This is a genomic window from Streptomyces sp. NRRL S-920, from assembly GCF_000717945.1.
Classification (GTDB): domain Bacteria; phylum Actinomycetota; class Actinomycetes; order Streptomycetales; family Streptomycetaceae; genus Streptomyces; species Streptomyces alboniger.
Window position 1 is genome coordinate 24,884 of the sequence record NZ_JODF01000057.1, and the last position, 25,131, is coordinate 50,014.

Here is a 25,131-nt window from a genome sequence, read left to right on the forward strand (position 1 = left end):
CGGGAGACCACAGTGGAACACCACACCACCAGCAACTGGACGCTGACCCGCACCTCCAGGACGCACGCCGGGGGCCGGGCGGAGCACGCCGCGATCATCTGCGAGGGCCGCACCACCACCTACGGGAAGCTGCACAGGGACAGCAACCGCGCGGCCCACGCCCTGCGCGACGCCGGGATCGGCCCCGGCGACCGCGTCGCCTACCTGGGCCGCGAGTCGGAGAACTACTACCTCACGATCCTCGCCTGCGCGAAGGCGGGCGCCGTCCTGGTCCCGGTCAACTGGCGCCTCACCCAGGGCGAGGTGGACCACATCCTGCGCGACTCGGGCGCCGTGCTCCTCTTCGTGGACGACGAGTTCTGGGAGACCGCCGACCGCGTCAAGCCGCTGCTCCCGGGGCTGCGTACGGTCGTCCGCGTCGACGGCACCGACAGCGAGGGCGAACCGGCGCGCGGCGCCGGGCTGCCCGCCTGGTACGCCGACCACCCCGCCACCGACCTGGAGCCGGGCACGGGACCCGACGACGCGGTCGTGCAGATCTACACCAGCGGGACCACCGGGCTCCCCAAGGGCGCGGTCCTCGCCCACCGCAGCTTCTTCACGCTGCCCGCCGCGATGCGCGAGCACGGCGCCGACTGGCTCGACTGGCTCCCGGACGACGTCAGCCTCATCTCGCTGCCGGGCTTCGGCATCGCGGGCATCGGCTGGTTCATGCACACCTTCAACGCCGGTGGCACGAGCGTGGTGATGCCGCAGTTCATCCCGCAGGAAGCGGTGCGGCTCATCCGCGAGCACGGCGTCACCATCACCTTCGCGGCGCCCGCCATGCTCCAGATGATGATGGCCGAACGCGGCGCGGGCCCGGCCGCGTTCACCTCCCTGCGCAAGATCGCCTACGGGGCGGCGCCGATGTCCGAGACACTGCTCGAACGCTGCCTCGCGGTGTTCGGCTGCCAGTTCGCGCAGATCTACGCCAGCACCGAGACCGGCAGCGTCGCGGTCTGCCTGCCCCCCGAGGCACACCGCCCCGGCACCGGCCTGCTGAAGTCGGTCGGCAGACCCTGCCCCGGCAACGAGGTCAAGGTCATCGGCCCGGACGGCGAGAGCCTGCCGCCCGGCGAGACCGGCCAGATATGCGTACGCACCCCTTCGCGCATGCTCGGCTACTGGAACCTCCCCGAGGCCACCGAGCGCACCGTCGTGGGGGAGTGGCTGCACATGGGCGACGCCGGCTACCTCGACGAGGACGGCTATGTGTACCTGCGCGACCGCATGAACGACACGATCATCGTGGCCGGGCAGAACATCTACCCCGCCGAGGTGGAGAAGGCGCTCGCCGCCCACCCGGCCGTCGCCGACGCCGCCGTCGTCGGACTGCCCGACCCGCACTGGGGCGAGGCCGTGCACGCCGTCGTCGTGCTGCGGCCCGGCGCCGCCGTCAAGCCCCGCGAACTGCTCGTCGCCCTCCGCGCCCACCTCGCCGACTACAAGATCCCGAGCGCCTTCCACTTCGCCGAGGACCTGCCGCGCAACCCGTCGGGGAAGATCCTGCGCCGCGCCGTGCGGGACCGGCTGACCGCCGAGGCACCCCCGACCGGCGAGCGCCTGACCCTGCCCGTCCAGCGCCGCGACTCGGCACGGACGGCCTCGCTGCCGCCCCAGCGGCAGCGCGTCTGACGCACGTACCCCGTACCGCTCCACCCCCGCACCCTCCACCGGACGAAACGGAGCACCTCCATGCAGTCCTCAGCCGGGCCCCTGCGCATCGGCATCCTCCTGCCCACCCGGGAACAGGCCATCAACGGCGCCTACGCCGCCGCACCGCTGCTCGACTTCGCCCGGCAGGCCGAGGCGCTCGGCTTCGACTCGCTGTGGGCGGGCGACTCGCTGACCGCACGGCCGCGCCTCGACCCCCTCGTCGTGCTCTCCGCGGCCGCCGCCGCCACCGAGCGGATCACCGTCGGCACGGCCGCGTTCACCCCCGCCCTGCGCCACCCGCTGATCGGCTCCCACCTGATCGCGAGCCTGGACCACGTGGCCGCCGGCCGACTGGTCCTCGGGCTCGGCTCCGGATTCCCGATGCCCGAGACGGAGGAGGAGTTCGCCTCCGTCGGGGCGTCCTTCGCCGGGCGGGTGGGGCGGCTCGACGAGATCGCCGCGCTGTGGCGCACCGCCTGGCGCTCCGGCGAGGAGGGGCGGCCCACCGGCTTCCAGGGCAGGTTCTGGCAGGCCGAACGGCTCCAGCGGCTGCCCAAACCGGCCTCGCCCGGCGGCCCGCCGCTCTGGCTGGCCGGCAGCGACACCCCGAAGGTGCTCGCCAGGGTCGCCGAGAAGTACGACGGCTGGCTGCCGTTCCTGCCCGACGCCGAGGCGTACGGCAGGGCCCGCGCCCGCATCGCCGAACTCGCCGAGGCGGCGGGCCGCGCCCCCGACGCGGTGACCCCCGCGCTGTACGCGACGGTCACCGTCAACCGCGACGAGGCGGCGGCCAAGGCCGAGCTGGAGCACTACATCGAGCACTACTACGGGCGCTCCCTGGAGCAGATGTCGGCCATCCAGGCCTACGGCTGGGGCAGCGCCGAGAGCTGCGCCGAGTGGCTCGGCGCCTATGTGCGCGCCGGCGCCCGCCACCTCGTCATCCGGATCGGGTCGCTCGACCCGGAGCCGCAGCTGAAGGAGATCGCCGAGGTGCTGCTGCCCGCGGTACGCGCCATCGGCCGGCACACAACCGTTGGGAGAACACAGTCGTGACCACCGCCACCGCCACTGCCACCCTGGGCCAGGAGATGTCCGCCGCGGGTGAGTGGTTCCACCCGGCCGAGCCGTCCGAGGACGCCTCCGTACGGCTGTTCATGCTGCCGCACGCGGGCAGCGGAGCCATCATCTACCGCGACTGGGAGCGGCTGCTGCCGGGCGACATCGCCCCGCAGGCGGTCACCCTGCCAGGACGCCACAACCGGCGTGACGAGATGACGTACGAGGACTGGGATCCGCTGCTCGACGCGCTGCACGAGGCTGTCGTCGACGACCTGGACGAGCGGCCCTTCGCGTTCTTCGGGCACTGCCTCGGCGCCCAGCTGGCGTTCCGCCTCACCATCCGCATGGAGGCGGAGGGCGGCCCCTCGCCGGTCCTCGTCGGCATGTCCGGATGGTCGCCCGTCGGCTTCTTCCAGCCGACGGAGGAGCAGAGCCGGATGCCCGACCCCGAACTCGTCGAGTGGATCAAGAAGTTGGGGTCGTTCCCCGCCGAGATCTACGACAACCCCCAGATGCTCGCCCTCGTCGTCCCCGCGCTCCGCGCCGATCTGCGCGTCGCCGCGCAGTACGTCGACGACGGCGCGGGCACCGCCTGCCCGCTGGTCTCCTACGGCGGCGCGTCCGATCCGCTGATGGAGAGCCCGGACGCCATGGAGCACTGGGCCGGGCGCAGCCCCCAGTACCTGGGCCACAGCGAGTACCCGGGCGGGCACTTCTACATCGACAGCCACGCCGAGGCCGTCACCGCGCACTTCGCCCAGCGGCTGCGACGACTGGCGGGCCGCTCATGACCACCGAAGCGGACATCGACGTCAAGGGCGCGAACGTCCCGCCCCTCGCACCCCAGGCCGCGCCGCCGGACGAGGCCGCGGCGGCCAAGCCCTCCTACGGGGCGCTCCTGGTCGTCCTGGCCGGCCTGTTCATCACCAACCTCGACTTCTTCATCGTCAACGTGGCGATCCCCTCGCTCCAGACGAACATGCACGCCACCGCGGCGGAGATCCAGCTGATCGCCGTCACCTTCACCATCGGCCTGTCCGCGTTGCTGATCACCGGCGGCAGGCTCGGCGACATCTACGGCAGGCGCCGGGTCTACTCGATCGGCGTACTGCTCTTCACACTCGCCTCGCTGGCCTGCGGCATCGCCCAGAACATGGGCGAGCTGATCATCGCCCGCGGCATCCAGGGCGCGGCCGCGGCGCTGGTCATCCCGCAGGTGCTCGGCATCCTGACGACCACCTACTCGGGCAAGCACCGCGCCGTCGCGTTCAACGCGTACGGCATCGCGCTCGGCGCGGCCGCGGTCTTCGGGCAGCTGATCGGCGGGCTGCTGATCAAGGCCGATGTGTTCGGCATGGACTGGCGGACCATCTTCCTCATCAACGTGCCGATCGGCGCGATCGTGCTCGCGCTCACCCCGAAGCTGGTGCCCGAGTCGAAGTCCGAGGGCCGCACCGGGCTCGACCTGGTCGGTGTCCTGCTCGTCACCGCCGGGCTCACCGCGGTCGTGCTGCCGCTGGTCATCGGCCGCGAGGAGGGCTGGCCCGCCTGGACCTGGCTGTGCATGGCGGCGGCGGTGCCGCTGCTCGCCGCCTTCTGGCTCTGCCAGCGGCGGCTCGCGGCGAGCGCCAAGTCGCCGCTGGTGAGCCCGTCCCTCTTCCACGACCGGGCGTTCACCGTCGGGTCGGCCACCATCCTCGTCTACTTCTCGGTGATGGCCTCCTTCTTCCTGGTCCTCGCGCTCTACCTCCAGCAGGGGCACGGCGCTTCGGCCCTGGAGTCGGGGCTGCTCTTCGTGCCGCTGGGCCTCGGCTTCTTCGTCGCCTCGGCCATGGCGCCCAAGTTCGCCGCCAAGCTGGGGCGGCAGGCGCTCGCTCTGGGCGCCCTGGTGGTGGCCGCGGGCGACATCGCCTTCGCCCAGACCGCCTCCCAGCTCGGCACCACGGGCTCGGTCGGCTGGTGCATCCCCGCGATGGTGGTCTGCGGCTTCGGCATGGGCCTGGTGGTCGCCCCGCTCACCTCGCTGGTGCTTGAGGGGGTGGCGCCCGGGCACGCCGCGGCAGCCTCCGGGGTGTTCTCCACCGGCCAGGAGATGGGCAACGCGCTGGGCATCGCGATCATCGGCGTGGTCTTCTTCGACCAGGTCGGTGAGCATCCGTCGGCCCAGGGTTACACCGACGGGTTCGGGTTCAGCCTGTACGTCCAGGCCGGCATCTGCGTCCTGGTCGCGGTCCTGGTGCAGTTCCTGCCGCGCAAGGCCGAGAAGGCCTGAACAAGGGCCCGGTAGCTGGCAGTTAGGACGGCGGGTGCCCCGGAGCGAAGGCTCCGGGGCACCCGCCGTCCGCATGCCGTGAGAGCGCGGCCGCGCGTGTTGCGCGGATGTGTCCCCGCCGGACACGACAGGCGCGAGATCCAGCCAGAAAGGGTCAGCCGGACGTCAGGGGAGCATCAGGGCATTCGGCCAGCATGACGGAAAGGAACAAGCCATAGCCCAGGGGGGAAATGCCATGACGGTCACTCCTGTCATGCCCGAGGTCCAGGAGCGGCTCGCCGCCTGGCCCATGCCGCGCACCTGCCCGTACGCACCGCCGGACGCCTACGCCGAACTCCGCAGGGGCGGACCGGTCAAGGTCCGGATCAGGACAGGCGAGGCGTGGCTCATCACACGCTACGACGACGTCCGCGCGGTCCTGACCGACGCGCGTTTCAGCTCGGACGACACCCAGCCCGGCTTCCCGGTTCGTATACAACTGCCGCCCGCTCCCCGGGTGATGTCGTTCACGCGCATGGACGGCCCGGAGCACGGGCGGCTGCGCCGCATGGCGATGACCGAGTTCACCGCCCGCCGCACCCGCGCGCTGCGGCCCTCGGTGGAGCTGCTCGTGGAGCGCCTCGTCGACGAGCTGGAGCGGGGGCCGCGCCCGGCCGACCTGGTGGCCGCCTTCTCCGTCCGGCTGCCGTCCCTGGTGATCGCCCGCATGCTGGGCGTCCCGGAGGCGGACGAGTGCGACTTCACCGAGCTGAGCCAGGCCGTCCTCTCCCAGGACGCGACGCCCGAGGAGATCTACGCGGCCTTCGTCGAGATGACCCAGTACCTGGACGAGCTGATCCGCCGCAAGGGCCGCGAGCCCGAGGAGGACCTGCTCAGCCGCCTCGCCACGCAGTACGTGGCCACCGGCGAGCTGTCCCACGACGACCTGGTGGCGATGGCCCGGCTCTTCCTGGTGGCGGGCCACGAGACCACCGCCCACCAGCTCAGCCTCAGCGTGCTCAGCCTGCTGCGCGAGCCGGGCCAGCTGGAGCGGCTGCGCCGCGACCCGGACCTGTTCGCCCCGGCCGTCGAGGAGCTGCTGCGCTACTGGTCCATCACCCAGGACAACCAGGTCCGCGTCGCCGTCGAGGACGCGGAGATCGGCGGCGCCCGCATCGCGAAGGGCGACGGTGTGATCCTCGCCTACCCGAGCGCCAACCACGACGAGTCGGTCTTCCCCGGCGGCGACCGCGTCGACCTGGACCGGGACGCGAGCCGGCACATCGCCTTCGGCTACGGCCCGCACCTGTGTCCGGGCGCCTCGCTGGCCCGCATGGAGCTGGAGGTCGCCCTGCGCGCCCTGGTGGGCCGCTTCCCCGGCCTGCGCGTCGCGGACGTCCCCGGGGCGGTGTCGTTCCGCGAGAACACGATCAACTACGGGCTCGACGCCCTGCTCGTGACCTGGTAGCGGGCCCGGCGGCGGAGTCAGCCGCGTGTCAGACCGGCGTCAGCGCCCGATGGAAGAGTCGTTCGCAGGTGCTACCAGATCAAGGAGTACGCCCGACATGGCCAACAGCAGCGACGCCGCGGGCCCCACCAGGGCCCTGGTCATAGCCAATCCCGCATCCGGCAGCCACAGCCCCGAACTGGTGCGCGACGTAGTGGAGTTGTGCGCAGCCCACCTCTCCCGTGCCGAGCTTCACCTCACCACTGCCCGGGGGGACGCGACCGCCTTCGTGCGCCGCGCCCTGGAACGTCCCGACGGGGCACCCGACCTCGTCGTGACCATCGGAGGCGACGGCACCGTCCGCGAGGTGGTCCAGGGTCTCGACGGGGCCGCCGGGCGGCGGGCCGCGCTCCAAGTGGTGCCCGGCGGCACCGGCAACTCCGGGTACAAGATGCTCTGGGGCGACCGGCCCTGGACCGAGTCCCTCAAGGCGGTCCTCGCCGACAGCGGGCCGGGCGGCAGCGCCCGGCTGCGCCGGCTGGACCTGGCGCGGCTCGCCGAGACCGGCAACCGCGTCTACCTGGGCGCCTGTAGCGGTGTGATCGCCAACGCTCTGATCAGCGCGAAGGACAGCCCGCTGCGCGGTCGGGAGCGGTACGCCAAGGCGTTCGCCGACAGCGCGAAGGCCTACGTCCCGTACCCGGGCCGGGTCGTCGTCGACGGGCGGGTGGTGCACGAGGGCCCGACCGTCCTCGCCAACGTCGGGGGCGGCCGCTACCGCGGCGGCCGGTTCCTGGTGCTGCCCGACTCGCTGCTCGACGACGGACTGCTGGACGTCTGCGTCATCGGCGGCGGTGTCGCCGCCACCGAGGTGCCCGGACTGACCCTGGACGCCGCGCACATGTCCCATCCGGCGACCGTGTACGCACGCGGCCGCTCGATCACCGTCGAGCGCACCGACGGCGAGCGGCTGCCCCTGGAGCACGACGGCGAGTACCAGTACGCCATCGGCTCGTCGGCCACCTTCGACGTACTCCCCGGGGCGCTCACCGCCTGGGCGCCGACGGACCCCGCCTGACCCCGCCCGACCTCACCTGATCCCACTCGACCCTTTGCCACGCGTACGACAGCACGACCCTTACGACCCGCAGAACCAAGGAGACCTCATGAGCGACCTCAGCAACACCGTCACCCGCTACCTCGCCATCTGGAACGAGGCCGACGCCGACAAGCGCGCCGCGGCGATCGCCGAACTGTTCACCGCGGACGCCCCCTACATCGACCCGCTCGCCGCGGTCGAGGGCCACGAGGGCATCGGCGCGGTCATCGCGGGCGCCCGCGACCAGTTCAAGGGCCTCGGCTTCGAACTGATCGGCACGGTGGACACCCACCACAACATCGCCCGCTTCCAGTGGGGCCTGGTGACCGAGCCCGGCGCCGAGCCGATCGCCATCGGCTTCGATGTCGCGGTGACCGCCGACGACGGCCGTATCAAGGGCGTCTACGGCTTCCTGGACAAGGTCCCCGCGGCCTGATCACCCCGGGGCGGCCGTGCGCCACCGGCGTACCGCCGCCCCGGACCACACCGCTACAGGAAGGGCGCGTCCCATGTCGGCAGTCCTCGCCGAACGCGTGGCCCGGACGCTGTGCGAGCAGTGGGAGCGCCCCCGGCCCGCGCCCGCCCGCGCGGCCACCGACACACCGTTGCGCGAACTGTCCCGGTGGGCCGCCCAGTTGCGCCCCCAGGACATCCCGTGCCGGGTGCTGAAGCTCGCCGCGAGCCAGGTCCTCTCGCAGATCGCCTCCATCAGGGCGGGCCTCGCCCACCCGCTGGGCCGCAAGCTCGTCGCCGCCTTCGGCCACCCCATGCAGCGCGACCCGCGAGCCGCGGCGGGCGTGTTCGCCGCCCTCGGCTCCTGGCTCAACCTCGACGACACCGCGTACGCCGGCCATCTGTCGAACTCGACCGTCGCGGTGCCCCTCGCCTTCGCGTACGCCCGCAAGCTCGACGGGCTCTCCCTGCTGACGGCCGTCGTCGCGGCCAACGAGTGCGCGGCCCGCATCACCGCCTCCGCGACCCTCGGGCCGCTGCGCGGGCAGAGCGCCGTCCACACCCACCTCGCGGGCGCGGTGGCGGGGCGGCTGCACTGCGACCGCGCCCCCGCCGAGCAGTGGGAGAACTCCTTCGGCCTGGCCTTCGCGATGCCCAACTGGCCGCTGATGCGCGCCTTCCTGGCGAGCGACGCCCGGCTGTTCAACACCTTCACGCCCGTCCGCACCGCCATGGACGCCTGTGACGCGGCGGCGGCCGGACTGCGCGGCGCCCCCGACATCATCGAGCACCAGGACGGCTTCCTGGCCCGCTTCGCGACCGTGCCGCTGCCCGACGCGGTGGCCAAGGGGCTGGGCCGCCGCTGGCACACCGACACCCTGTCGTTCAAGATGCACCCCGGCGGCCCCGGCATCGACGCCGCCGTGGACTGCGCCACGGAGATCCACCGGGAGCTGGGTCCGATCCGCCCCCGGGACGTGGCGGAGATCGTCGTCGAGGCGTCCCTCTACACGCTCTTCGCGGGGGAGCGTGCGGCCCAGTACGTGAACGGCCCCGGATCCCCGCTCGGCGCCCTCGTCCTCGACGTGCCCTACCCGGTGGCCACCACGCTGCTGACCGGGGAGTTCTCGGTGGACGACTTCTCCTCGCCGCGCCTGGACGACCCCGACCGCTGGGAGCTGGCCCGCCGCGTGCGCCTGGAGCACGACACGGCCATGACCCGCGAACTGTTCCTGTCCGACGCGCCGTTCGGGGAGGCGGTGCGCGAGGCGGGCCCCCGGGCCGAGCCCTGGCTGCGCGGCTTCGGCGGCGACGACCTGGTGGACCTCGTCGGCAACCTCGGCGCCGCCGGCCGGGACTTCGCCCACTCGACTAAGGCCACCGGCGCCCGGGTCACCGTACGGCTGACCGACGGCCGTACCGTGACGCGCGGCCGTCTCATCCCGGTCGGCGCGGCAGGACCCGACACGCGCTCGCGCCACTCGGAGATGGTGCGCGAGAAGTTCCTCGCCGTCGGCGGCTCGCACCAAGTGGCGGACACCGTGGGCGCGTTGCACCGCATGCGGCCGCGCGGGGTGCGGCGGTGGATAGAGGCGGCCTTCCTCGACTGACGGCCCCCGCGACCCCGCGCCCGCACGGCCCCGTCCGGCCAGCCGGTCAGCCAGTCAGCCGGCCTGCCGACAGGAAGACGTCGACGATCTCCTGTACGCGGTCGACGACGTCCTGGCGGTCGGCCTGGACCCAGGAGATGTGCTGCGCGCCGAAGAGTGCGGACCGCAGCACGCGCGCCAGCGCGGCCGGGTCGGCGGTCTCCAGCGTCCCCGCCTTCCGGCAGTTCTCCAGCAGCTCGGTCAGCAGGTCGGTGAACCCCACGTAGGGGACCGGCATGTCGGCCTTGATGTAGGGCCGCTCGATCTGGAGCCGGGAGCCCGCCTTGATGAAGTCGTCGTCACGGAAGCCGCGGGCCACCTCCGTCATGACGTCGGCGACCGTCGCGGGCGAGGACTGGTCGCCCTCCAGGACGGGGGCGATGATCTCGTTCAGCCTGCGGTAGAACTCGTCCGCCACGGCGGCGGCGATCGCCTCCTTGTTGGCGAAGTGGAAGTACACGGCGCCCTTGGTCAGCTCCGCCTTGTCGGCCACGTCCTTGATGGTGACGGCGGGGAAGCCGGAGTCGGCGAAGACCGAGGCCGCCGCGTTGAGGATCGTCCTGCGGGTGTGGATGGCCCGCTCCTGCTTGAGGTGCGAGGTGTCGTCGGACGAGGTCGCGGCCGGCAGGGGGAGCGGAGGTGCCTTGCGTTCGTTGCTCATGGCTTCCAAATCGTGCTCAGTGTGTGCCAACTGGTCAGTACCCAGGGTGAGTTGGTGGTGATGGAACGTGGTTCGACTCTTGAAATATACCTTCTCGCAGGTATATTAATTCCCGCGCAGCAAGGCTTCACACGTCTGTTTCCAGCACGAGTTCGTCCTGATTTGGGGGGAAGCTTTGTCTCAGAAGTCGGTCGTGCTCATCGATGATTCCAGAAACCGGGACGCCGCATCAATGGCTTGCGCGGCACCTGGCCTCACGTTCCTCAGACCCGTCCCGCGCGAGCTGGTGCACCGCAGCTCGATCGCGGAGGTGTTCGTCACGGACGGCTGTCGTGTAAGCGACAGCCGTTTCTCCGTCGCGGCCCAGTGGCCGCGCGACCACGCGCTCTACCACCCGGACGAGCAGGGGTTCAGCGATCCCATGCTGTTCGCGGAGACCATCCGCCAGGCCCTTCTCTATGTGGCCCACGAGCACTTCGAGGTGCCGATCGGGCACCGGTTCGTCGGCCGCGACCTGTCCTTCGAGATCACCGACCCGGCCGCGCTGCGGATCGTCGGCGTCCCCGTCCCCGTGGTCCTGGAGGCCGAGTGGACCTGGGAGGAGGGCCGGCCGAGGGGGGCCCGGCTCGACGTACGCCTGCTGGCGGGCGGCAAGCCCTGTGGTAGCGGCACGATACGGGTCTACGTCATGGACGACAGGCGGTACGGACTGCTGCGCCGGATGGCGTGGGGCGGCGACGCCCCGCCGGTCCCGGCCCCGGACCGCGCCACGGCCGCCCCGCTCGTGCCGCCGCGCAGGGTGGGCCGGCTGCGCTGGAAGGACTGCGTCCTTGAGCGCTGCTGGCCGGACGGTGACTGGCAGCTGCGCCTCGACCGCGACCACGCGGTGCTCTTCGACCACCCCACCGACCACGTGCCGCTCATGGTCCTGATGGAGGGCTTCCGCCAGCTCGGCCACCTCTGTGTGCACGAGACGGTCGAGGAGCCGCTCGTCGACCAGGCGTTCGCGCTGGTCGGCGCCCAGGTGGAGTGCGCGGCCTTCGCCGAACTGAACGTACCGATCCGGCTCGTCGTCGAGCAGAGCGTGCCCGGCCTCACCCCGGCGGACGCCTTCCGGCTGCGCGTCGCGGCCCTTCAGGGGGACACCCTGCTGGCCAGGACCGATATGACGTGGGCGGGGGTCGGACCGCGCAACCCCCGGGAGGTGGCGGGCCGTTGGCCCGAGCCGGCCTCACTGGCCGGGCTTGCCCCGTAGGGCGTGGGACAGCACGTTCCACATGGCGGCCACCCGGCTGCCCGGCTCCGGCCGTTCGTGCGCGGAGCCCATCCAGAAGACACTGAAGAACGCGGCCACGAGCAGATCGGCCACGGCCTTGGCGGACGCCGAGGCCTCCCAGTGCCCCTCCCGCTGCACCTCTCCCACCAGGTCGAACACGACCGAGTGGGTCTCCTCCAGCAAAGGCGCCGGCACCCCTGACGCCTGAGCGGTCTCCAGCGCCAGCCTGAGCGCGGCGCGGGCGCGCACATCGCCCTGGAACAGCTCCCCCAGGGTGAGCATGAGCGTCCGCAGCCGGCCGAGCGCCGGTCCGGTGGACGCCTTCGCCTCACCCAGGGGGAGCTGTACCGCGGTGGTCAGGTGGGACGACAGGACGGCGGCCAGCTCCTCCTTGTTGGAGAAGTGGCCGTAGAGGGCGCCCTTCGTCAGGCCGATCTGGTCGGCGATCTTCTGCAAGTTGGTGTTCGCGTACCCGTATCGCGCGAACTCGTACGCGGCGGCGTCCAGGACGGCGTCGTACGTGCGCAAGGCCCGTGCTTGCTTCGGCAAGGTGCACACCTCCTTCACTGGGGATCGAGCGGCGAGGGACCGACGGCGCTAAAGATACGTTCAAGAACGAATTCTAATCGGCGAGAGAGGTGTATGCCACAGATGATTCAGTCACAGAGTTCACCGGCGGGACATCAGCGGACCGGCGGCCACGCGCTGCCGCCCGCCGCGGTCGCGAGCGCCGCCAGGTCGGCGGCCGTCCACACGGACGGCGCCGAGCGGGAACGGCGGCTGCACGAGGAGACGGCGGGGCTGCTGACCCGCGCCGGATTCGCCCGGCACTTCGTCCCCCGCGCCTGGGGCGGCACCGAAGGCACCTACGCCGCCCTCCTCGACGCGGCCGCCACGGTCGGCGCGGGCTGCGCCTCGGCCGCCTGGTGCGGGGCCCTGTGGGGCGCGCACGGCAGATTCGCCGCGTATCTGCCTCCCGACGGGCAGCGCGACCTCTGGGCGGCCTCGCCCGATGTCCGGATCAGTGCCGTGATGAGCGCGTCGGGCGAGGCGAGACCCACCCGGGACGGCTGGCTGCTGAGCGGCGCCTGGCCGTACGCGAGCGGTGTGGCCTTCGCGGACTGGCTGCTGCTCGCCTCCACCGAGCCCGTCGAACAGGGCGGGCGCTGCCGGGTGTTCGCCGTCCCACGCGCGCGGGCCACCATTCTCGACACCTGGCGCGCCGACGGGATGCGCGGCACCGGCAGCCACACCGTCGTCGTCGAGTCCGTCCCCGTGCCCCGCCACCGCTCCTTCCTCATGGCCGACCTGACCGCGGGCGCCCCCGGCCCCGGGCGGGCCAGCTGCCACACCGTCCCCGCCGAACTCGGCGGCGGCCTCCTCTTCTGCGCCCCCGCCCTCGGCGCCGCCCGCCACGCGTTGGAGGCGTGGTCACGGGGGGCGGCACGCCGCGCGCGCGACCTCTCCGACGCCGACGCGCTGCGGCTGCACCGGGTCCTCGCCGTCTCCGCGGACGAGATCGAGGCCGCCCAGCTCCTGCTGCGGGACGCCGCGCAGCGCGCCGACGCCGACGCCTGGACCGAGCGGGACGTCGCGCGCAACCGCCGCATCGCGGCATCGGCGATCGGCCTGCTCGCGCGCGCGGTCGAGCGGCTCCACCGCACCGGCGTACGCCCGAACCCGGCGGGCCCGGACGTCGTCGGGCGGTGCCGTCGCGACGTACGCACCGTGGCGGGCCACCGGATGCTGCGCAGGGAGCGGGCCGCGGTCGACTACGCCCGCAGCGTCTTCTCCGAGCTGTCCGACGTGCCCGCCCTCCCGGTAACCGCTCCCGCGGTACCCGCCCCCTCGGTACCCGCCCCCGCGCGGGACCTGACCTTGGAGGCTCCCCATGCCGACATCTGAACCTCCAGCACCCCGACGCCCCCGTCTCGTCTTCTCCGACGTGGACGAGACGCTGATCACCTGCAAAAGCCTCCTCGACTTCCTCGGCTACTACTTAGCGGGCCGCTACGGCCCCCAGGGGGCGAGCCGCGCGGCCCGGATCCGCGAGGACCTGCACGCGAAAGTGACCGCGGGCCTCCCGCGGGCCGACGCCAACCGCGCGTACTACCGCGCCTGGCGGGGCGAGCCGGTGGCGGCGGTCGAGGAGTGGGCCCGCCGCTGGTTCGCCGAACGCAGCGCCGCCGAGGGCTTCTACGTCCGCGAGGTCGCGGCGGAGCTGCGCGGACACCGGGCCGAGGGCGCGGGCATCGTCCTGGTCTCCGGCTCGTTCGGGCCGGTCCTCGACCCGCTCGCCGAGGCGGTCGGCGCCGACCACGTGCTCTGCGCGCGCCCGGAGCGGTGCGGCCGCGTCTACACCGGCGCGCTCCTGGGCGCCCCGGTCATCGGCGACGAGAAGCGCCGCTTGGTCCGCGAACTCCTCGCCCGGCACACGCACATCGACCCGGCGGACTGCTACGGCTACGGCGACGACCCCTCCGACCTGCCGATGCTGTCCGAGGTGGGGCACGCGGTGATGGTCGGGGCGTCGTCCCACGGGTAGGGGCGTCGTCCCACCGATAGGGGCGTCGTCCCACGGATCGGAGCGCCGGTCCCTTGGGCGGACTGCGGAACGGCCGTCGGCGGGGCGGGGGCCTTTTGGCCGGCCCCGCCGCGCGGGGGGGTCCCCCCCGCGGGCGGGGGGGCGGACCAAGGGGGCCGGCCCCGCCGACGGCCGTTCCGCAGTCCGCCCAAGGGACCGGCGCTCCGTGGAGTACCACGCCTTCCGGACGGTCTCGACGGCGACGCCCGGCCTGCCCTTGCTGTCCTTCACCTCACCGATCAGCTCGATGCCGGGCGTGTCCGCGAGGATCCTGAAGAGCGCGGCGCGCAGCCGCGGGCTCGCGGGGGAGTCCTCCAGCATGATCAGGATCTGCTCGGAGCGGCGCTCGGCGTCCTTCGGGAAGAGCGCGGCGAGAGCCTTCTCGTCGGTGGGCAGCTTGTCGAGCTGCGGCCACGTCAGCCACTCCTCGCCCACCGGCCACTTCTTGACCTTGCCCTCGGCGCCGTTGCGGGCGTAGTAGGTGGTGAAGGTGCGCTTGCCGTCGTCCTGGTTGTCGGTCTCGACGCGCACCTTCCAGTACTCGGCGTCCGAGGCGGGGGCGTCGGCGGCCACCGCCGCCATGTCGTCCAGGAACCGGCCCGCCGAGGCCGAGGCGGTCGCCGCGGGCTTGCCGCCCAGGTCGAGGACGGGGTAGGCCACGGCTCCCACCGCGATCGCGGCCACGGCGGCGGCGGCGACGAGCAGCCTGCGGCGGCGGGGTACCGCGGGGCGGGTCTCCCGCTGCGCCTCGAAGGCCACGGCGGCCTGCGCGGCGGCCACGGCACCCGGCCGGGGCGGCGGCACCTCACCGGCGGCGAGCAGCTCCGCGGCGCCGGGGAAGTCGAGAAGGGCGTCGCGCTCCTCGCGGGGGTCGCCAAGGGCGTCGCGCTCCTCGGGGGAAAGGCCACCGTGCTCAGTGCGTTCGGTCATGCCAGGTCTCCTGTCAGCTTGAGGGGTGTGTCGGCGCGCAGCCGGTTGCGGGCGCGGTGCAGCCGCGATCTGGCCGTCCCCGCCGGGATGCCGACGGCCGCGGCGGCCTCGCCGGGCGTCAACTGCTCCCAGGCGACGAGCAGCAGCAACTCGCGCTCCGCCGCCGGGAGTTCGGCCAACAGCGCGCGCAGCCGCGGTGCGACCGCGGCCGCGTCGAGCCGCGCGTCCACCGCCTCCCACGGGTCGTCGCGGCCCTCGCCCCGCGGCCCGGTGCGCTGCCGCTCGGTCCGCCGCCAGTGCGCGGACAGAACGTTTCTGGCCACGCCGAACAGCCAGGCCCGCACGGGACCGCGGCCCGCGTCGAAGCCGTGCCGCGTGGCGTAGGCCTGGAGCCAGGCCTCGGCCAGCAGATCGTCCGCGGCGCCGGGTGCCCGCCGGGCGAAGTAGCCGTGCAGCGCGTGCGAGTGGCGTCGCACCAGCGGCTCGAAGGCCGAGGCGTCGCGCCCGGCGCGGGCGAGCAGCTCCTCGTCCGTCGCCTCGCCGCCCGCGCCGGGGCCGCCCCGTTCCTCCGGTGTGCCGTCCCGTTCCTCCGGTGTCACGAGCCCTCACTCTCCGACCGCCGGACGGCGGTCCCACCCTCTACTTGGCGTCAGCCCCCCGCGGCGTTCGCGAGGCCCGTCTTGGCGCCCGCCCCGCACAGCGGCACCACCGCCGTCCGCTCGCCGAGCGCCCCGTCCCGCACGGCGGCCCAGCAGGCCACGCCGGTCGACTCGACGTACAGGCCGCGCCCCGCGAGATCCCGCTGGGCCGCCACGATCTGTTCCTCCGTCACGGTGAGGAAGCCGCCGCCGAACTCGCGTACCGCCCGCAGGATCTGCCGCGCGCGGGGCGGGCGTGGGATCGCGATCCCCTCGGCGAGGGTGGGCGCGGGGACGCTCTCGCCGACCAGGTCGTCCGCGCCCGCCCGCCAGGCCTCGGCGAGCGGGGCGACCGCCGCGGACTGCACCGCGTACAGCGCGGGCGCCTTCGCGATGAGCCCGGCCGCGTACAGCTCGCGCACCGCGAGGGCCGCGCCGAGCAGCAGCGTGCCGTTGCCGACAGGTGCGACCAGGGCGTCGGGCAGCCGGCCGCCCAGGTCCTCCCACAGCTCGTGGACGTAGGTCTTGGTGCCCTGGAGGAAGTACGGGTTGTGGACGTGGGAGGCGTAGAACGTGCCGGGCTCGTCGGCGGCGGTACGGGCCGCGCGGGCCGCCGACTCCCGCCCCCCGTCGACGACTTCGAGCCGCGCGCCGTGCGCGCCGATCTGCTCCAGCTTCTTCGGCGACGTCCCGGCGGGCACGTACACGGTGCAGGGGAGCCGGGCCCGCGCGCAGTACGCGGCGAGGGCCGTGCCCGCGTTGCCGCTGCTGTCGGCGATGACACGCTCGGGGCCGAGGCGCTGCGCGAGAGCGGCGAGCACGACGGCGCCCCGGTCCTTGAAGGAGAGCGTCGGCATCAGGAAGTCCAGCTTCGCAAAGATGCCGTCCGCCAGTTCCACGACAGGCGTACGGCCTTCGCCGAGCGAGAGGGCGGGGGCGGGCAGCGGCAGCCACTCGGCGTACCGCCAGAGCGAATTGACGCGCCCAGCAAGGGACTTGAGGTGCGCGGGAGTGGGGGAGAAGTCCAGGTCGAGGGGCCCGCGGCAGACGGGACAGGCCCAGGCGAGCGACCCCGCGGGGACACGCGCCCCATCGACGGGGCAGAAGGAGTCGGGCAGGGCGGGCATGGCGCCGAGGGCGCTGGGAGCAGTCATGCGCGCAGGCTAATAAATCAACTCCGGGAAGCCTGCCGGGCGATGGAGCCCCGTGGCAGCGCGCGGCAGTGACACGGTGCGAGACGAGCCCGAGGCGAGGCGCTCGCGTTACGTCCGGTCCTGACCCTTGTGGGATTCCTATGGATCAGTCAATCTTTCGTCCCGACGGGGGCGGAATCCCGTGCGATCGGGCGTGTTCGTATAGATGTACGGACGTATTGACATGCCCATGACGGGTGCCTCCGTGTGTGGCGAACCAAGTGTGGACAGCACCAATCCCCCACCAGCGCACCACCTATTGAGGAGGACCCCTCAGATGGCAGTGATGCGTCATACCCGCCGAAGACTGGCCGGGATCAGCGCGACAGCGGTCGCGGCCCTCACCCTCGGCGTCGTCTCCGCCCTCCCGGCCCACGCCCAGCCGGAGCAGGCGGAAGGCAGGATCGAGAACGCCGGAGCCCCCGGCACGATCAAGAACAGCTACATCGTGAGCCTCGGCAAGGACGCCCCGAAGGCCCGCTCCGCCGAGGGCAGGGCCCTCGCCAAGGAGTACGGCGCCGAGATCGAGCGGACCTACGACAAGGCCCTCAACGGCTACGCGGTCGAACTGACGGAGGCCGAGGCGAAGAAGTTCGCCGCCGACCCCGTGGTCGACGCGGTCGTCCAGAACCGGACGTTCACTGCCTCCGCGACCCAGACCAACCCGCCCTCCTGGGGTCTGGACCGCATCGACCAGAAGAACCTGCCGCTGGACCAGAAGTACACCTACCCGGACTCGGCGGGCGAGGGTGTCACCGCGTACGTCATCGACACCGGCGTCCGCATCAGCCACAGCGACTTCGGGGGCCGGGCCTCCTACGGCTATGACGCCATCGACAACGACAACACCGCGCAGGACGGCCACGGCCACGGCACGCACGTCGCGGGTACCGTCGCGGGCACCCTGCACGGCGTCGCCAAGAAGGCCAAGGTCGTCGGCGTCCGCGTGCTGAACAACCAGGGCTCGGGCACCACCGCCCAGGTCGTCGCGGGCATCGACTGGGTGACCAAGAACGCGGTCAAGCCCGCCGTCGCCAACATGTCGCTCGGCGGCGGCGCCGACAGCGCGCTCGACACGGCCGTACGCAACTCCATCGCGTCCGGCATCACCTACGCGGTCGCGGCCGGCAACGAGTCGACCGACGCGTCGACGAAGTCCCCCGCGCGCGTCCAGGAGGCCATCACCGTCGGCGCCACGACCAGCACCGACGCCAGGGCCAGCTACTCCAACTACGGCAGCGTCCTCGACATCTTCGCCCCGGGCTCCTCGATCACCTCGTCGTGGAACTCCAGCGACTCGGCCACCAACACCATCTCCGGTACGTCGATGGCGTCCCCGCACGTCGCGGGCGCGGCGGCGATCTACGTCGGCCAGAACCCGTCGGCGACCCCGGCACAGGTCTCCACCGCCCTGGTCAACGCCTCCTCGACCGGCGTCGTCACCAGCCCCGGCAGCGGCTCGCCCAACCGCCTGCTGAACGTGACGGGCGGCACCACCAACCCGCCGGGCCCGAAGTTCACCAACGACACGGACTACGCGATCGCGGACAACGCCACGGCCGAGTCCCCGGTGACCGTGACCGGCGTCGCGGGCAACGCGCCCGCGGCCCTGAGTGTGCCGGTGACCATCCAGCACACGTACATCGGCGACCTCCAGGTGCAGCTGATCGCCCCCGACGGCACGGCCTACACCCTCAAGGCCTACGGCACCGGCGGCAGTTCGGACAACATCAACACCACGTACACGGTGAACGCCTCCTCGGAGACGGCCAACGGCACGTGGAAGCTGCGGGTCAGCGACAACGCGGCCCAGGACACCGGGAAGATCGACACGTGGGGTCTACAGTTCTGATCCGCCCCCCCTCGTGAACGCATAGCGCGGCAGATCTCGTCCCCGCGGCACGGCTCAGGGTCCCCGACCCGTCCGGCCGCGGGGACGAACGTTTCCGCAGTGCGCTCGGTCGCTCGCCATATCCGGGTAAGAGCCCTGCGTAAAGACCTGCGAGGGCAGAAATCATCACTTCGAGTGATTCCTTGGCCTAGGGTTGCAGGCTTCAACCCACGGTTGCCAGGCTGTAGCTGTCTGTCAACCTGATGGGAGTGGCCAGTGACTTTCGGTGAGCAACCGGCGTATCTGCGCGTCGCGGGTGATCTTCGCAAGAAGATCGCCGACGGTTCGCTCCCACCGCACACCCGGCTCCCCTCGCAGGCGAGAATCCGCGAGGAGTACGGCGTATCGGACACGGTCGCCCTGGAGGCGCGCAAGGTCCTGATGGCCGAGGGCCTGGTCGAGGGCCGCTCCGGTTCCGGGACGTATGTGCGCGAGCGCCCCGTCCCCCGCAAGATCGCCCGCACCGGCTACCGCGGGGTGGACGGCGGCTCGACCCCCTTCCGCCAGGAGCAGGCCGCCGACGGCGCGCGGGGCACGTGGGAGTCCCGCAGTGAGCAGACCGAGGCGGGCGCCGCGATCGCCGAGCGCCTCGGCATCCGCCCGGGCGACCGCGTGATGTGCACCAAGTACGTCTTCCGGGACGCCGGGGAGGCGATGATGCTCTCCACCTCCTGGGAGCCCCTCGCCGTGACGGGCCGCACCCCCGTGATGCTCCCTGAGGAAGGCCCGCTCGGCGGCTGCGGAGTGGTGGAGCGCATGGCGGCCATCGACGTCGTCGTGGACAACGTCGCGGAGGAGGTCGGCGCCCGCCCGGGCCTCGCCGAGGAGCTGACCGCGCTCGGCGGCGTCCCCGGCCACGCGGTCCTCGTCGTCCAGCGGACGTACTACGCCTCGGGCCGCCCCGTCGAGACGGCCGACATCGTCGTCCCGGCCGACCGGTACCGCATCGCGTATCACCTGCCCGTGAAGTGAGGAGCCGCCGACGGCGTGTTCGGCGGGCCCCTCGTGATCACGACGGTTTTCGGCTTTTTCGGACGACCCCCACGTCCCTCATCCACGCCTCCTTCACCGCTACGGCCGGTCCGCGCACCGGTGAACGGACTGCCTGGACGGGCGGGCCCGGGGCGCACTCGCGCGGTGCGCCCCTCGCCGCTGTCGCTCTGATGGCCGATTGACAACGGCCTGCGTATCTCTTTGTGCAAACTCGTATCCGCTGAGTAAAGGTCGGGCGTAGGCTCGGGCATATGCGGAGTGCGGTTTCCTTGGCGATCGAGGCGCGGCGCGCGCCGGGGGCGGCGAGCGGAGGGGCGCGATGAACGACGGGACGGTCCTGCTGCCCTGGCTCGTCATACGCCAGGACGACAACGGCAACCGCTATCGCGTGGGCAGGTTCGCGACTAAGGCCGAGGCCCAGAAGATCGCCGACAGCCTCGACGACCTCGGCCCCGAGCGGCGCTACTCGGTCGAGAAGCTGAACCAGAACGGCAGCGGGCGCCAGTAGGCGGGGCGCCCGAGCCCCGCCCTGAGCAGGGCACCCGAGCCCTGCCCCGAGCAGGGCCCCTAAGCTCCGGCACATGGACGAACGCATTGTGGTGGGCGCCGCCCTGTACGACGACGGACGCCTGCTCGCCGCGCGGCGCAGCGCGCCCCCCGAGCTGGCGGGCGGCTGGGAGCTGCCGGGCGGCAAGGTCGAACCGGGAGAGCGGTGCGAGGACGCGCTGGTGCGCGAGCTGCGCGAGGAGTTGGGCGTCGAGGCGGAGATCCTGGAGCGCGTGCCGGGCCAGTGGCCGCTCGCCCGGGGATACGCCCTGCGGGTGTACCGGGCCCGGCTGGTCTCGGGAGTGGCCGAGCCCCTTGAGGATCATGACGAACTGCGCTGGCTCACCCCTGACCAGGTCTGGTCGGTCCCGTGGCTGGCGGCGGACGTGCCCGCGGTCACCGCGGCGCTCGGGCAGCCGCACTCCGCGCACTGACCCCGCCTACGCCGTTCGTGCCACAGTGCGCCCCGATACGGGGTGAAGCCACCTGGATATCGGGTATGTGCCCATTAACCACCCGAAACCGGACAGGTTCTGCCTCTGGTCTGGAAGTGATCGGCGTGCTCGACACCGAAGGCGACTGCGCCGCGTGGGACTTCCCCGCCGACCCCGGCGCCGTCCGCACCGCCCGCTCGGTCGTCCGCGAACAGCTCGGCGACTGGGGCCTCGCACCCCTCGGTGACGTCACCGTGCTCCTGGTGAGCGAGCTGGTCACGAACTCCCTGCGGCATGCCTCCGGGCCCATCGGCGTACGCCTCGTACGCCCCGCCGGCCCACTGGGCACGCTGCTGGTGGAGGTGTCCGACCCCCTCCCCGACCCGCCCCTGGCCCGCGTCGCGGCCCCGGACGACGAGGGCGGGCGCGGCCTTCAGCTGGTGGCCCGCTCCTCGCGCAGCTGGGGTACGCGTCCGGGCAGGACGGGCAGCACGGGGAAGACGGTGTGGTTCGAGCTGGCGCTGCCGGGTTAGAAGACTTGCAGTGTGCGAAGGTCGTCGGCACAAGAGCCGCACGGGCCAAAAAGCGATGAGTCCGTGCTGTGATCGTGAACGCCGCGTGGCGCTGCACCGTAGTGCTGGATACTGCGGTCAGCCGTACGCGGCGACCGGTGCCGGACGCGGTGAGCTGGAGGGGACGGTTCGCGTGAGCGAGATACCAGCGAAGGCGGCGGAGCCCGAGGGGCCGTCGGGCGACGCGCAGGCCGAGCGGCCGTCGGGTGCTCCGGTGGCCGGTGAGACGACCGGCGACGCGGGGGGCGAGGGGCTCGGCGACATGCCGCCCGGCCATCCGCCCGACGAGACCTGGCAGAGCAGCCCGCCCGGTTCGATCTACGACTACATCAAGGTCGCCTCCTTCTCGATCGGCCCCGACGGCCTCGTCGACCAGTGGAGCACCCGCGCCGAGCGGCTGTTCGGCGTGGCCGCGCGCGACGCCGTCGGCAAGGACCCCATCGAGGCCTTCGTCCCGCCCGAGCTGCGCGCCGGCGGCCACCGCAAGATGGCGGAGATCCTCGACGGACGGGAGTGGACGGGCGTCGTCCCCTTCCGCGTGCCCGACGAGGAGGGCGGCGCCGGACCCGGCATGGAGGGCATCGCCGAGGTCTACGTCATGCCGACCGGCACGGAGGAGGGCGAGCGGGCCGCGGTCTGTATCGTCGTCGATGTCCGCGCGCTCCGGCAGATCGAGACGGACCTCGCCTCCTCGCAGGCCATTTTCGGCCAATCTCCCTTCGGCTTCCTGCTGTTCGGCACGGATCTGAAGGTGCTGCGGGCCAACCGCCGCTTCGCCGACGTCTTCGGCGGCGGCGTCGAGGACCAGCGCGGCCGCACCGTCCACGACTATCTGCCGCGCCACGAGGCCGACCGCATGGCCGCCGCGATGAAGCGGGTCCTGGAGACCGGCGACGCCGTGACGGACATGCAGATCGTCGGCCCCGCGCCCGGCAGCGCCGACCGCAGGCACTGGTCGATCAACCTCTACCGCGTGCACAGCGGCTCGGGCCGCCCCATCGGCGTCGCGGGCCTCGGCACCGACGTCACCCGGCGGCACGCGGCCGCCCGTGAGGCCGCCCAGGCCCGCCGCAACCTCGCCCTCCTGAACGAGGCGGGCGCCCGCATCGGCAACTCCCTCGACCTGGAGACCACTGCGAGGGAACTCCTCGACGTCGCCGTTCCCGGCTTCTGCGACCTCGCGTCCGTCGACCTCTACCAAGGACTGCTCGACGGCGACGAGGCGCCGCCCGGCCTCGCCGACGGCAGCGCGGAACTGCGCCGGGTGGCCTTCGCGAGCGCCGTCGCCGACGCTCCGTTTCCGGACGGCAGCGCGCCCGTCGACGTCGGCTCCGTGCACCGCTTCGCGTTCACCTCGCCCTGCGCCGACGCCCTGCGCGCGGCCCGCCCCCGGCTGACCACCGCGCAGGACGACGAGTCCGCGAGCCGTCTCACCGGCGGCCTCATCCAGTCGACGCTCGCCGTGCCGATGGTCGCCCACGACACGGTGGTCGGCCTCGCCCAGTTCTCCCGTACGAAGGGCAGCGAACCCTTCGGCGAGCGCGACCGGGCGCTCGCCGTCGAACTGGCCGCGCGCGCCGCCGTCTGCATCGACAACGCCCGCCTCTACCGCCGCGAGCACGAGCGCGCCCTGATACTGCAACGATCCCTGCTGCCGCCCGGCGACCCCGAGGCGTCCGGCCTGGACATCGCCTGCCGCTATCTGCCGGGCAACGCCGCGACGGAGGTCGGCGGCGACTGGTTCGACGTCATCGAACTGCCCGGCCACCGCACCGCCCTGGTCGTCGGCGACGTCATGGGCCGCGGGTTGCGCGCCGCCGTCGCCATGGGGGAGCTGCGCACCGCCGTACGCACCCTGGCCCTGCTGGACCTGGAGCCCGCCGAGGTGCTCTCCGCCCTCGATGAGATCGCCCGCGGCCTCGGCAGCCCCGCGGGACCCCAGCAGGGCACCCGCGCCGCCCGCAAGGCGGCGGACGCCGACCTCGGCGAGGTGTACCTCGCCACCTGCGTCTACGCGGTCTACGACGCCGTCACCCGCCGCTGTACGTTCGCCAACGCGGGCCATCTGCCGCCCGTCCTCGTCGAGCCCGGCGAAACGGCGCTCATGCTCGACGTGCCGCCGGGCATGCCGCTCGGCGTCGGCGGCGAACCCTTCGAGGACGTCGAGGTCGAACTTCCCGAGGGAGCCCTCCTCGCCCTCTACACCGACGGGCTCGTCGAGTCCCGCGACCACCCCCTCGACGAGGGCCTGAACGCGCTCGTCCGCGCCCTCGACGACGCCCCGCCCGCCCTTGAGGACGTCTGCGACCACGTCCTGAACAGCCTCGACACCCACCACGGCGAGGACGACATCGCCCTCCTGACGGCGCGCGTCCAGGGCCTGCCCGCCGAGCACGTCGGCGACTGGACGCTGCCGCGCGACCCCAAGTCGGTGGGCCGCGCCCGCGAACTGGCCTGCGACCAACTGCGCGACTGGGATTTGGAGCGGCTCTGCGACACGGCGGAACTGCTGGTCAGCGAGCTGGTCACCAACGCCCTGCGGTACGGGGAGGGTGAGATCAGACTGCGCCTCCTGCTCGACCGCACGCTGGTGTGCGAGGTGTGGGACGGCGGCTTCGTCCAGCCGCGCCGCCGCCGGGCCCGCGACACCGACGAGGGCGGCCGCGGCCTCCAGCTGGTCGGCCTGCTCAGCGCCGGGTGGGGCTCGCGCAGGACACCGCGGGGCAAGACGGTGTGGTTCGAACTGGCGCTGCCGGACGGGGAGACCGAGCCGATGGACGCGGCGGAGGCCCTGCTCAGCCTCTTCTGACGCCGATGTCCGGCGGCCTCACGTGGTCGCCTTTCACGTGGTCGCCTTGAGGGCGGCGAGGCGGGCCTCGACCTCCGCCGCGTCGCCCAGCCCGTCCAGCTCCTCGAACTGGGCGTCGAGCGAGGACGCGGCCAGCTCCTGCTTGCCGAGCACCCGCGCCTCCTCGCGGCGCACCTTCTCCTCGAAGCGGTTCAACTCGCTGGTCGGATCCAGGACGTCGATGCTCCGGGCGGCGTCCATCATCCGGTTCTCCGCCTGCGCGCTCGTCGCCCGCGCCACCAGCTGATCGCGCCTCGCCCGCAGATCGGCCAGCTTCATCTCCATCCGGTCGAGCCCCGTCCGGAGCCTGTCCACGATCTCGGTCTGCGAGGCGATCACCGGCTCGGCCGCCTTCGCCTCCTGCTCGCACCGCAGCTGCCGCCCGAGCGCCACCTTGGCGAGCCTGTCGAACTTGTCGGCCTCCGTCGCGCTCCCGTCCGCGCGCAGCTCGTCCGCCTTCCTGCTCGCGGCCAGTGCCTTGCCGCCCCACTCCACGGCCGCGTCCCCGTCCTCCTGGTGGTCCTGCTCCAGCATCCGCAGATTGCCGATGGTGGTCGCGACCGCCTCCTGGGCCTCCCTGATGTTGTCCGTGTAGTCGCGGATCAGCTGGTCGAGCATCTTCTGCGGGTCCTCGGCCTGATCGAGGAGCGCGTTGATGTTCGCCTTGGCGAGCTGGGCGACCCGGCCGAGGATGGTCTGCTTCGTCATGGGCTGGTCCTCCTTGTACGAGGGTCGTGCTGTTGTCCGAGGGTCGTGAGGGTGGTGCTTGTACGGGGGCGTGAGGGTGGTGCTTGTACGGGGCGCGAGGGCCGTGCTTGTACGGGGGCGTGAGTGACGTACGGACGTTGGCCGCCGGGGCGCCGAGGGGGGCTCAGAACCTCCCGCCCCCGCCCCGGCGCCCCCGCGTCC

Annotated in this window: 24 protein-coding genes; 19 read left to right on the plus strand and 5 right to left on the minus strand. The window is 72.6% G+C overall.

From position 1 onward, the window contains the following. Positions 1-12: 12 nt before the first annotated feature. The 8 genes from IG54_RS0129860 to IG54_RS0129895 all read left to right on the plus strand — a co-directional run bounded on the left by IG54_RS0129860 (position 13) and on the right by IG54_RS0129895 (position 9,617). Complete coding sequence (locus IG54_RS0129860) at positions 13-1,677, plus strand: fatty acid--CoA ligase (RefSeq protein WP_051820134.1); 1,665 nt, start codon at positions 13-15, stop codon at positions 1,675-1,677. Between the two features lie 60 nt (positions 1,678-1,737). Continuing rightward, positions 1,738-2,751 (plus strand): LLM class flavin-dependent oxidoreductase, encoded by a 1,014-nt coding sequence (locus tag IG54_RS0129865; protein ID WP_030791478.1) that lies wholly within the window; start codon positions 1,738-1,740, stop codon positions 2,749-2,751. 35 nt (positions 2,752-2,786) lie between these two features. Then, positions 2,787-3,548, plus strand: coding sequence for a thioesterase II family protein (locus IG54_RS0129870; protein WP_030791482.1), 762 nt, complete (start codon positions 2,787-2,789; stop codon positions 3,546-3,548). After that, positions 3,545-5,029 carry an MFS transporter gene (locus IG54_RS0129875; RefSeq protein ID WP_030791485.1) on the plus strand — a complete coding sequence of 495 codons (1,485 nt, stop codon included), beginning with the start codon at positions 3,545-3,547 and terminating at the stop codon, positions 5,027-5,029. Before IG54_RS0129870 ends, IG54_RS0129875 begins: the two co-directional genes overlap by 4 nt. Positions 5,030-5,264: 235 nt before the next feature. Next, on the plus strand, positions 5,265-6,476 hold the full coding sequence (locus IG54_RS0129880; RefSeq protein WP_037897987.1) for a cytochrome P450: 1,212 nt from the start codon (positions 5,265-5,267) through the stop codon (positions 6,474-6,476). Between the two features lie 97 nt (positions 6,477-6,573). Then, on the plus strand, positions 6,574-7,533 hold the full coding sequence (locus IG54_RS0129885; protein WP_030791492.1) for a diacylglycerol/lipid kinase family protein: 960 nt from the start codon (positions 6,574-6,576) through the stop codon (positions 7,531-7,533). 88 nt (positions 7,534-7,621) lie between these two features. Next, positions 7,622-7,990: a nuclear transport factor 2 family protein gene (locus tag IG54_RS0129890; RefSeq protein WP_030791495.1), complete on the plus strand. Its 369-nt coding sequence runs from the start codon at positions 7,622-7,624 to the stop codon at positions 7,988-7,990. Positions 7,991-8,063: 73 nt separating this feature from the next. Further along, on the plus strand, positions 8,064-9,617 hold the full coding sequence (locus IG54_RS0129895) for an MmgE/PrpD family protein (RefSeq protein ID WP_078594680.1): 1,554 nt from the start codon (positions 8,064-8,066) through the stop codon (positions 9,615-9,617). Positions 9,618-9,663: 46 nt separating this feature from the next. Here IG54_RS0129895 and IG54_RS0129900 read toward each other — a convergent pair whose 3' ends face one another. Then, a complete protein-coding gene (locus IG54_RS0129900) occupies positions 9,664-10,317 on the minus strand; it encodes a ScbR family autoregulator-binding transcription factor (protein ID WP_063756278.1) in 654 nt (217 codons plus the stop codon). A gap of 232 nt (positions 10,318-10,549) precedes the next feature. Here IG54_RS0129900 and IG54_RS38420 point away from each other — a divergent pair, with 232 nt between their 5' ends. Next, a complete protein-coding gene (locus tag IG54_RS38420; protein WP_051820136.1) occupies positions 10,550-11,572 on the plus strand; it encodes a ScbA/BarX family gamma-butyrolactone biosynthesis protein in 1,023 nt (340 codons plus the stop codon). Here IG54_RS38420 and IG54_RS39435 read toward each other — a convergent pair. Further along, positions 11,549-12,151 carry a TetR/AcrR family transcriptional regulator gene (locus IG54_RS39435; RefSeq protein WP_234336394.1) on the minus strand — a complete coding sequence of 201 codons (603 nt, stop codon included), beginning with the start codon at positions 12,149-12,151 and terminating at the stop codon, positions 11,549-11,551. The two genes, IG54_RS38420 and IG54_RS39435, sit on opposite strands and share 24 nt — an antisense overlap. Before the next feature lie 93 nt (positions 12,152-12,244). Here IG54_RS39435 and IG54_RS0129915 point away from each other — a divergent pair, with 93 nt between their 5' ends. The 4 genes from IG54_RS0129915 to IG54_RS42265 all read left to right on the plus strand — a co-directional run bounded on the left by IG54_RS0129915 (position 12,245) and on the right by IG54_RS42265 (position 14,832). Next, entirely contained in the window at positions 12,245-13,498 is a 1,254-nt protein-coding gene (locus tag IG54_RS0129915) for an oxidoreductase (RefSeq protein WP_051820138.1), read from the plus strand. Beyond that, positions 13,485-14,138 carry an HAD family hydrolase gene (locus IG54_RS40740; RefSeq protein ID WP_078594682.1) on the plus strand — a complete coding sequence of 218 codons (654 nt, stop codon included), beginning with the start codon at positions 13,485-13,487 and terminating at the stop codon, positions 14,136-14,138. Before IG54_RS0129915 ends, IG54_RS40740 begins: the two co-directional genes overlap by 14 nt. A 205-nt stretch (positions 14,139-14,343) precedes the next feature. Next, the gene (locus tag IG54_RS40745; protein ID WP_078594684.1) at positions 14,344-14,655 is read left to right on the plus strand and encodes a hypothetical protein; all 312 of its coding nucleotides are present in this window, start codon (positions 14,344-14,346) and stop codon (positions 14,653-14,655) included. Positions 14,656-14,667: 12 nt separating this feature from the next. Next, complete coding sequence (locus IG54_RS42265; RefSeq protein WP_158708953.1) at positions 14,668-14,832, plus strand: hypothetical protein; 165 nt, start codon at positions 14,668-14,670, stop codon at positions 14,830-14,832. Between the two features lie 271 nt (positions 14,833-15,103). Here the strand turns inward: IG54_RS42265 and IG54_RS0129925 are convergent, their stop codons facing one another. Both IG54_RS0129925 and IG54_RS0129930 read right to left on the minus strand, forming a co-directional pair. Continuing rightward, positions 15,104-15,706 carry an RNA polymerase sigma factor gene (locus tag IG54_RS0129925; RefSeq protein WP_078594686.1) on the minus strand — a complete coding sequence of 201 codons (603 nt, stop codon included), beginning with the start codon at positions 15,704-15,706 and terminating at the stop codon, positions 15,104-15,106. A 50-nt stretch (positions 15,707-15,756) separates the two neighbouring features. Beyond that, positions 15,757-16,872 (minus strand): threonine synthase, encoded by a 1,116-nt coding sequence (locus tag IG54_RS0129930; RefSeq protein WP_030791520.1) that lies wholly within the window; start codon positions 16,870-16,872, stop codon positions 15,757-15,759. A 343-nt stretch (positions 16,873-17,215) separates the two neighbouring features. Here IG54_RS0129930 and IG54_RS0129935 point away from each other — a divergent pair, with 343 nt between their 5' ends. The 6 genes from IG54_RS0129935 (at position 17,216) to IG54_RS0129960 (ending at position 24,183) form a co-directional block, all read left to right on the plus strand. Further along, positions 17,216-18,790, plus strand: a complete 1,575-nt coding sequence (locus IG54_RS0129935; protein WP_030791523.1) for a S8 family peptidase — start codon at positions 17,216-17,218, stop codon at positions 18,788-18,790. Positions 18,791-19,045: 255 nt separating this feature from the next. Further along, a complete protein-coding gene (locus tag IG54_RS0129940; protein ID WP_030791526.1) occupies positions 19,046-19,801 on the plus strand; it encodes a GntR family transcriptional regulator in 756 nt (251 codons plus the stop codon). Between the two features lie 340 nt (positions 19,802-20,141). Beyond that, positions 20,142-20,330, plus strand: coding sequence for an SPOR domain-containing protein (locus tag IG54_RS0129945; RefSeq protein ID WP_030791530.1), 189 nt, complete (start codon positions 20,142-20,144; stop codon positions 20,328-20,330). A 73-nt stretch (positions 20,331-20,403) separates the two neighbouring features. Next, on the plus strand, positions 20,404-20,802 hold the full coding sequence (locus IG54_RS0129950; protein ID WP_030791533.1) for a (deoxy)nucleoside triphosphate pyrophosphohydrolase: 399 nt from the start codon (positions 20,404-20,406) through the stop codon (positions 20,800-20,802). Between the two features lie 116 nt (positions 20,803-20,918). Next, positions 20,919-21,335, plus strand: a complete 417-nt coding sequence (locus IG54_RS0129955) for an ATP-binding protein (protein ID WP_030791536.1) — start codon at positions 20,919-20,921, stop codon at positions 21,333-21,335. Between the two features lie 172 nt (positions 21,336-21,507). Next, positions 21,508-24,183, plus strand: coding sequence for a SpoIIE family protein phosphatase (locus tag IG54_RS0129960; protein WP_030791539.1), 2,676 nt, complete (start codon positions 21,508-21,510; stop codon positions 24,181-24,183). Between the two features lie 33 nt (positions 24,184-24,216). Here IG54_RS0129960 and IG54_RS0129965 read toward each other — a convergent pair whose 3' ends face one another. After that, positions 24,217-24,930 (minus strand): PspA/IM30 family protein, encoded by a 714-nt coding sequence (locus tag IG54_RS0129965; protein WP_030791543.1) that lies wholly within the window; start codon positions 24,928-24,930, stop codon positions 24,217-24,219. Positions 24,931-25,131: the final 201 nt, after the last annotated feature.

Excerpts from the sequence above, each read along its gene's own strand:
- IG54_RS0129880 (WP_037897987.1), top strand. The coding sequence starts at position 5,265 with ATGACGGTCACTCCTGTCATGCCCGAGGTCCAGGAGCGGCTCGCCGCC.
- IG54_RS0129915 (WP_051820138.1), top strand. The coding sequence starts at position 12,245 with ATGATTCAGTCACAGAGTTCACCGGCGGGACATCAGCGGACCGGCGGC.
- IG54_RS0129890 (WP_030791495.1), top strand. The coding sequence starts at position 7,622 with ATGAGCGACCTCAGCAACACCGTCACCCGCTACCTCGCCATCTGGAAC.
- IG54_RS0129950 (WP_030791533.1), top strand. The coding sequence starts at position 20,404 with ATGGACGAACGCATTGTGGTGGGCGCCGCCCTGTACGACGACGGACGC.
- IG54_RS0129965 (WP_030791543.1), bottom strand. The coding sequence starts at position 24,930 with ATGACGAAGCAGACCATCCTCGGCCGGGTCGCCCAGCTCGCCAAGGCG.
- IG54_RS38420 (WP_051820136.1), top strand. The coding sequence starts at position 10,550 with ATGGCTTGCGCGGCACCTGGCCTCACGTTCCTCAGACCCGTCCCGCGC.
- IG54_RS0129900 (WP_063756278.1), bottom strand. The coding sequence starts at position 10,317 with ATGAGCAACGAACGCAAGGCACCTCCGCTCCCCCTGCCGGCCGCGACC.
- IG54_RS0129865 (WP_030791478.1), top strand. The coding sequence starts at position 1,738 with ATGCAGTCCTCAGCCGGGCCCCTGCGCATCGGCATCCTCCTGCCCACC.
- IG54_RS0129885 (WP_030791492.1), top strand. The coding sequence starts at position 6,574 with ATGGCCAACAGCAGCGACGCCGCGGGCCCCACCAGGGCCCTGGTCATA.
- IG54_RS0129870 (WP_030791482.1), top strand. The coding sequence starts at position 2,787 with ATGTCCGCCGCGGGTGAGTGGTTCCACCCGGCCGAGCCGTCCGAGGAC.
- IG54_RS40740 (WP_078594682.1), top strand. The coding sequence starts at position 13,485 with ATGCCGACATCTGAACCTCCAGCACCCCGACGCCCCCGTCTCGTCTTC.
- IG54_RS0129895 (WP_078594680.1), top strand. The coding sequence starts at position 8,064 with ATGTCGGCAGTCCTCGCCGAACGCGTGGCCCGGACGCTGTGCGAGCAG.
- IG54_RS0129945 (WP_030791530.1), top strand. The coding sequence starts at position 20,142 with ATGAACGACGGGACGGTCCTGCTGCCCTGGCTCGTCATACGCCAGGAC.
- IG54_RS0129930 (WP_030791520.1), bottom strand. The coding sequence starts at position 16,872 with ATGCCCGCCCTGCCCGACTCCTTCTGCCCCGTCGATGGGGCGCGTGTC.
- IG54_RS0129935 (WP_030791523.1), top strand. The coding sequence starts at position 17,216 with ATGGCAGTGATGCGTCATACCCGCCGAAGACTGGCCGGGATCAGCGCG.
- IG54_RS0129875 (WP_030791485.1), top strand. The coding sequence starts at position 3,545 with ATGACCACCGAAGCGGACATCGACGTCAAGGGCGCGAACGTCCCGCCC.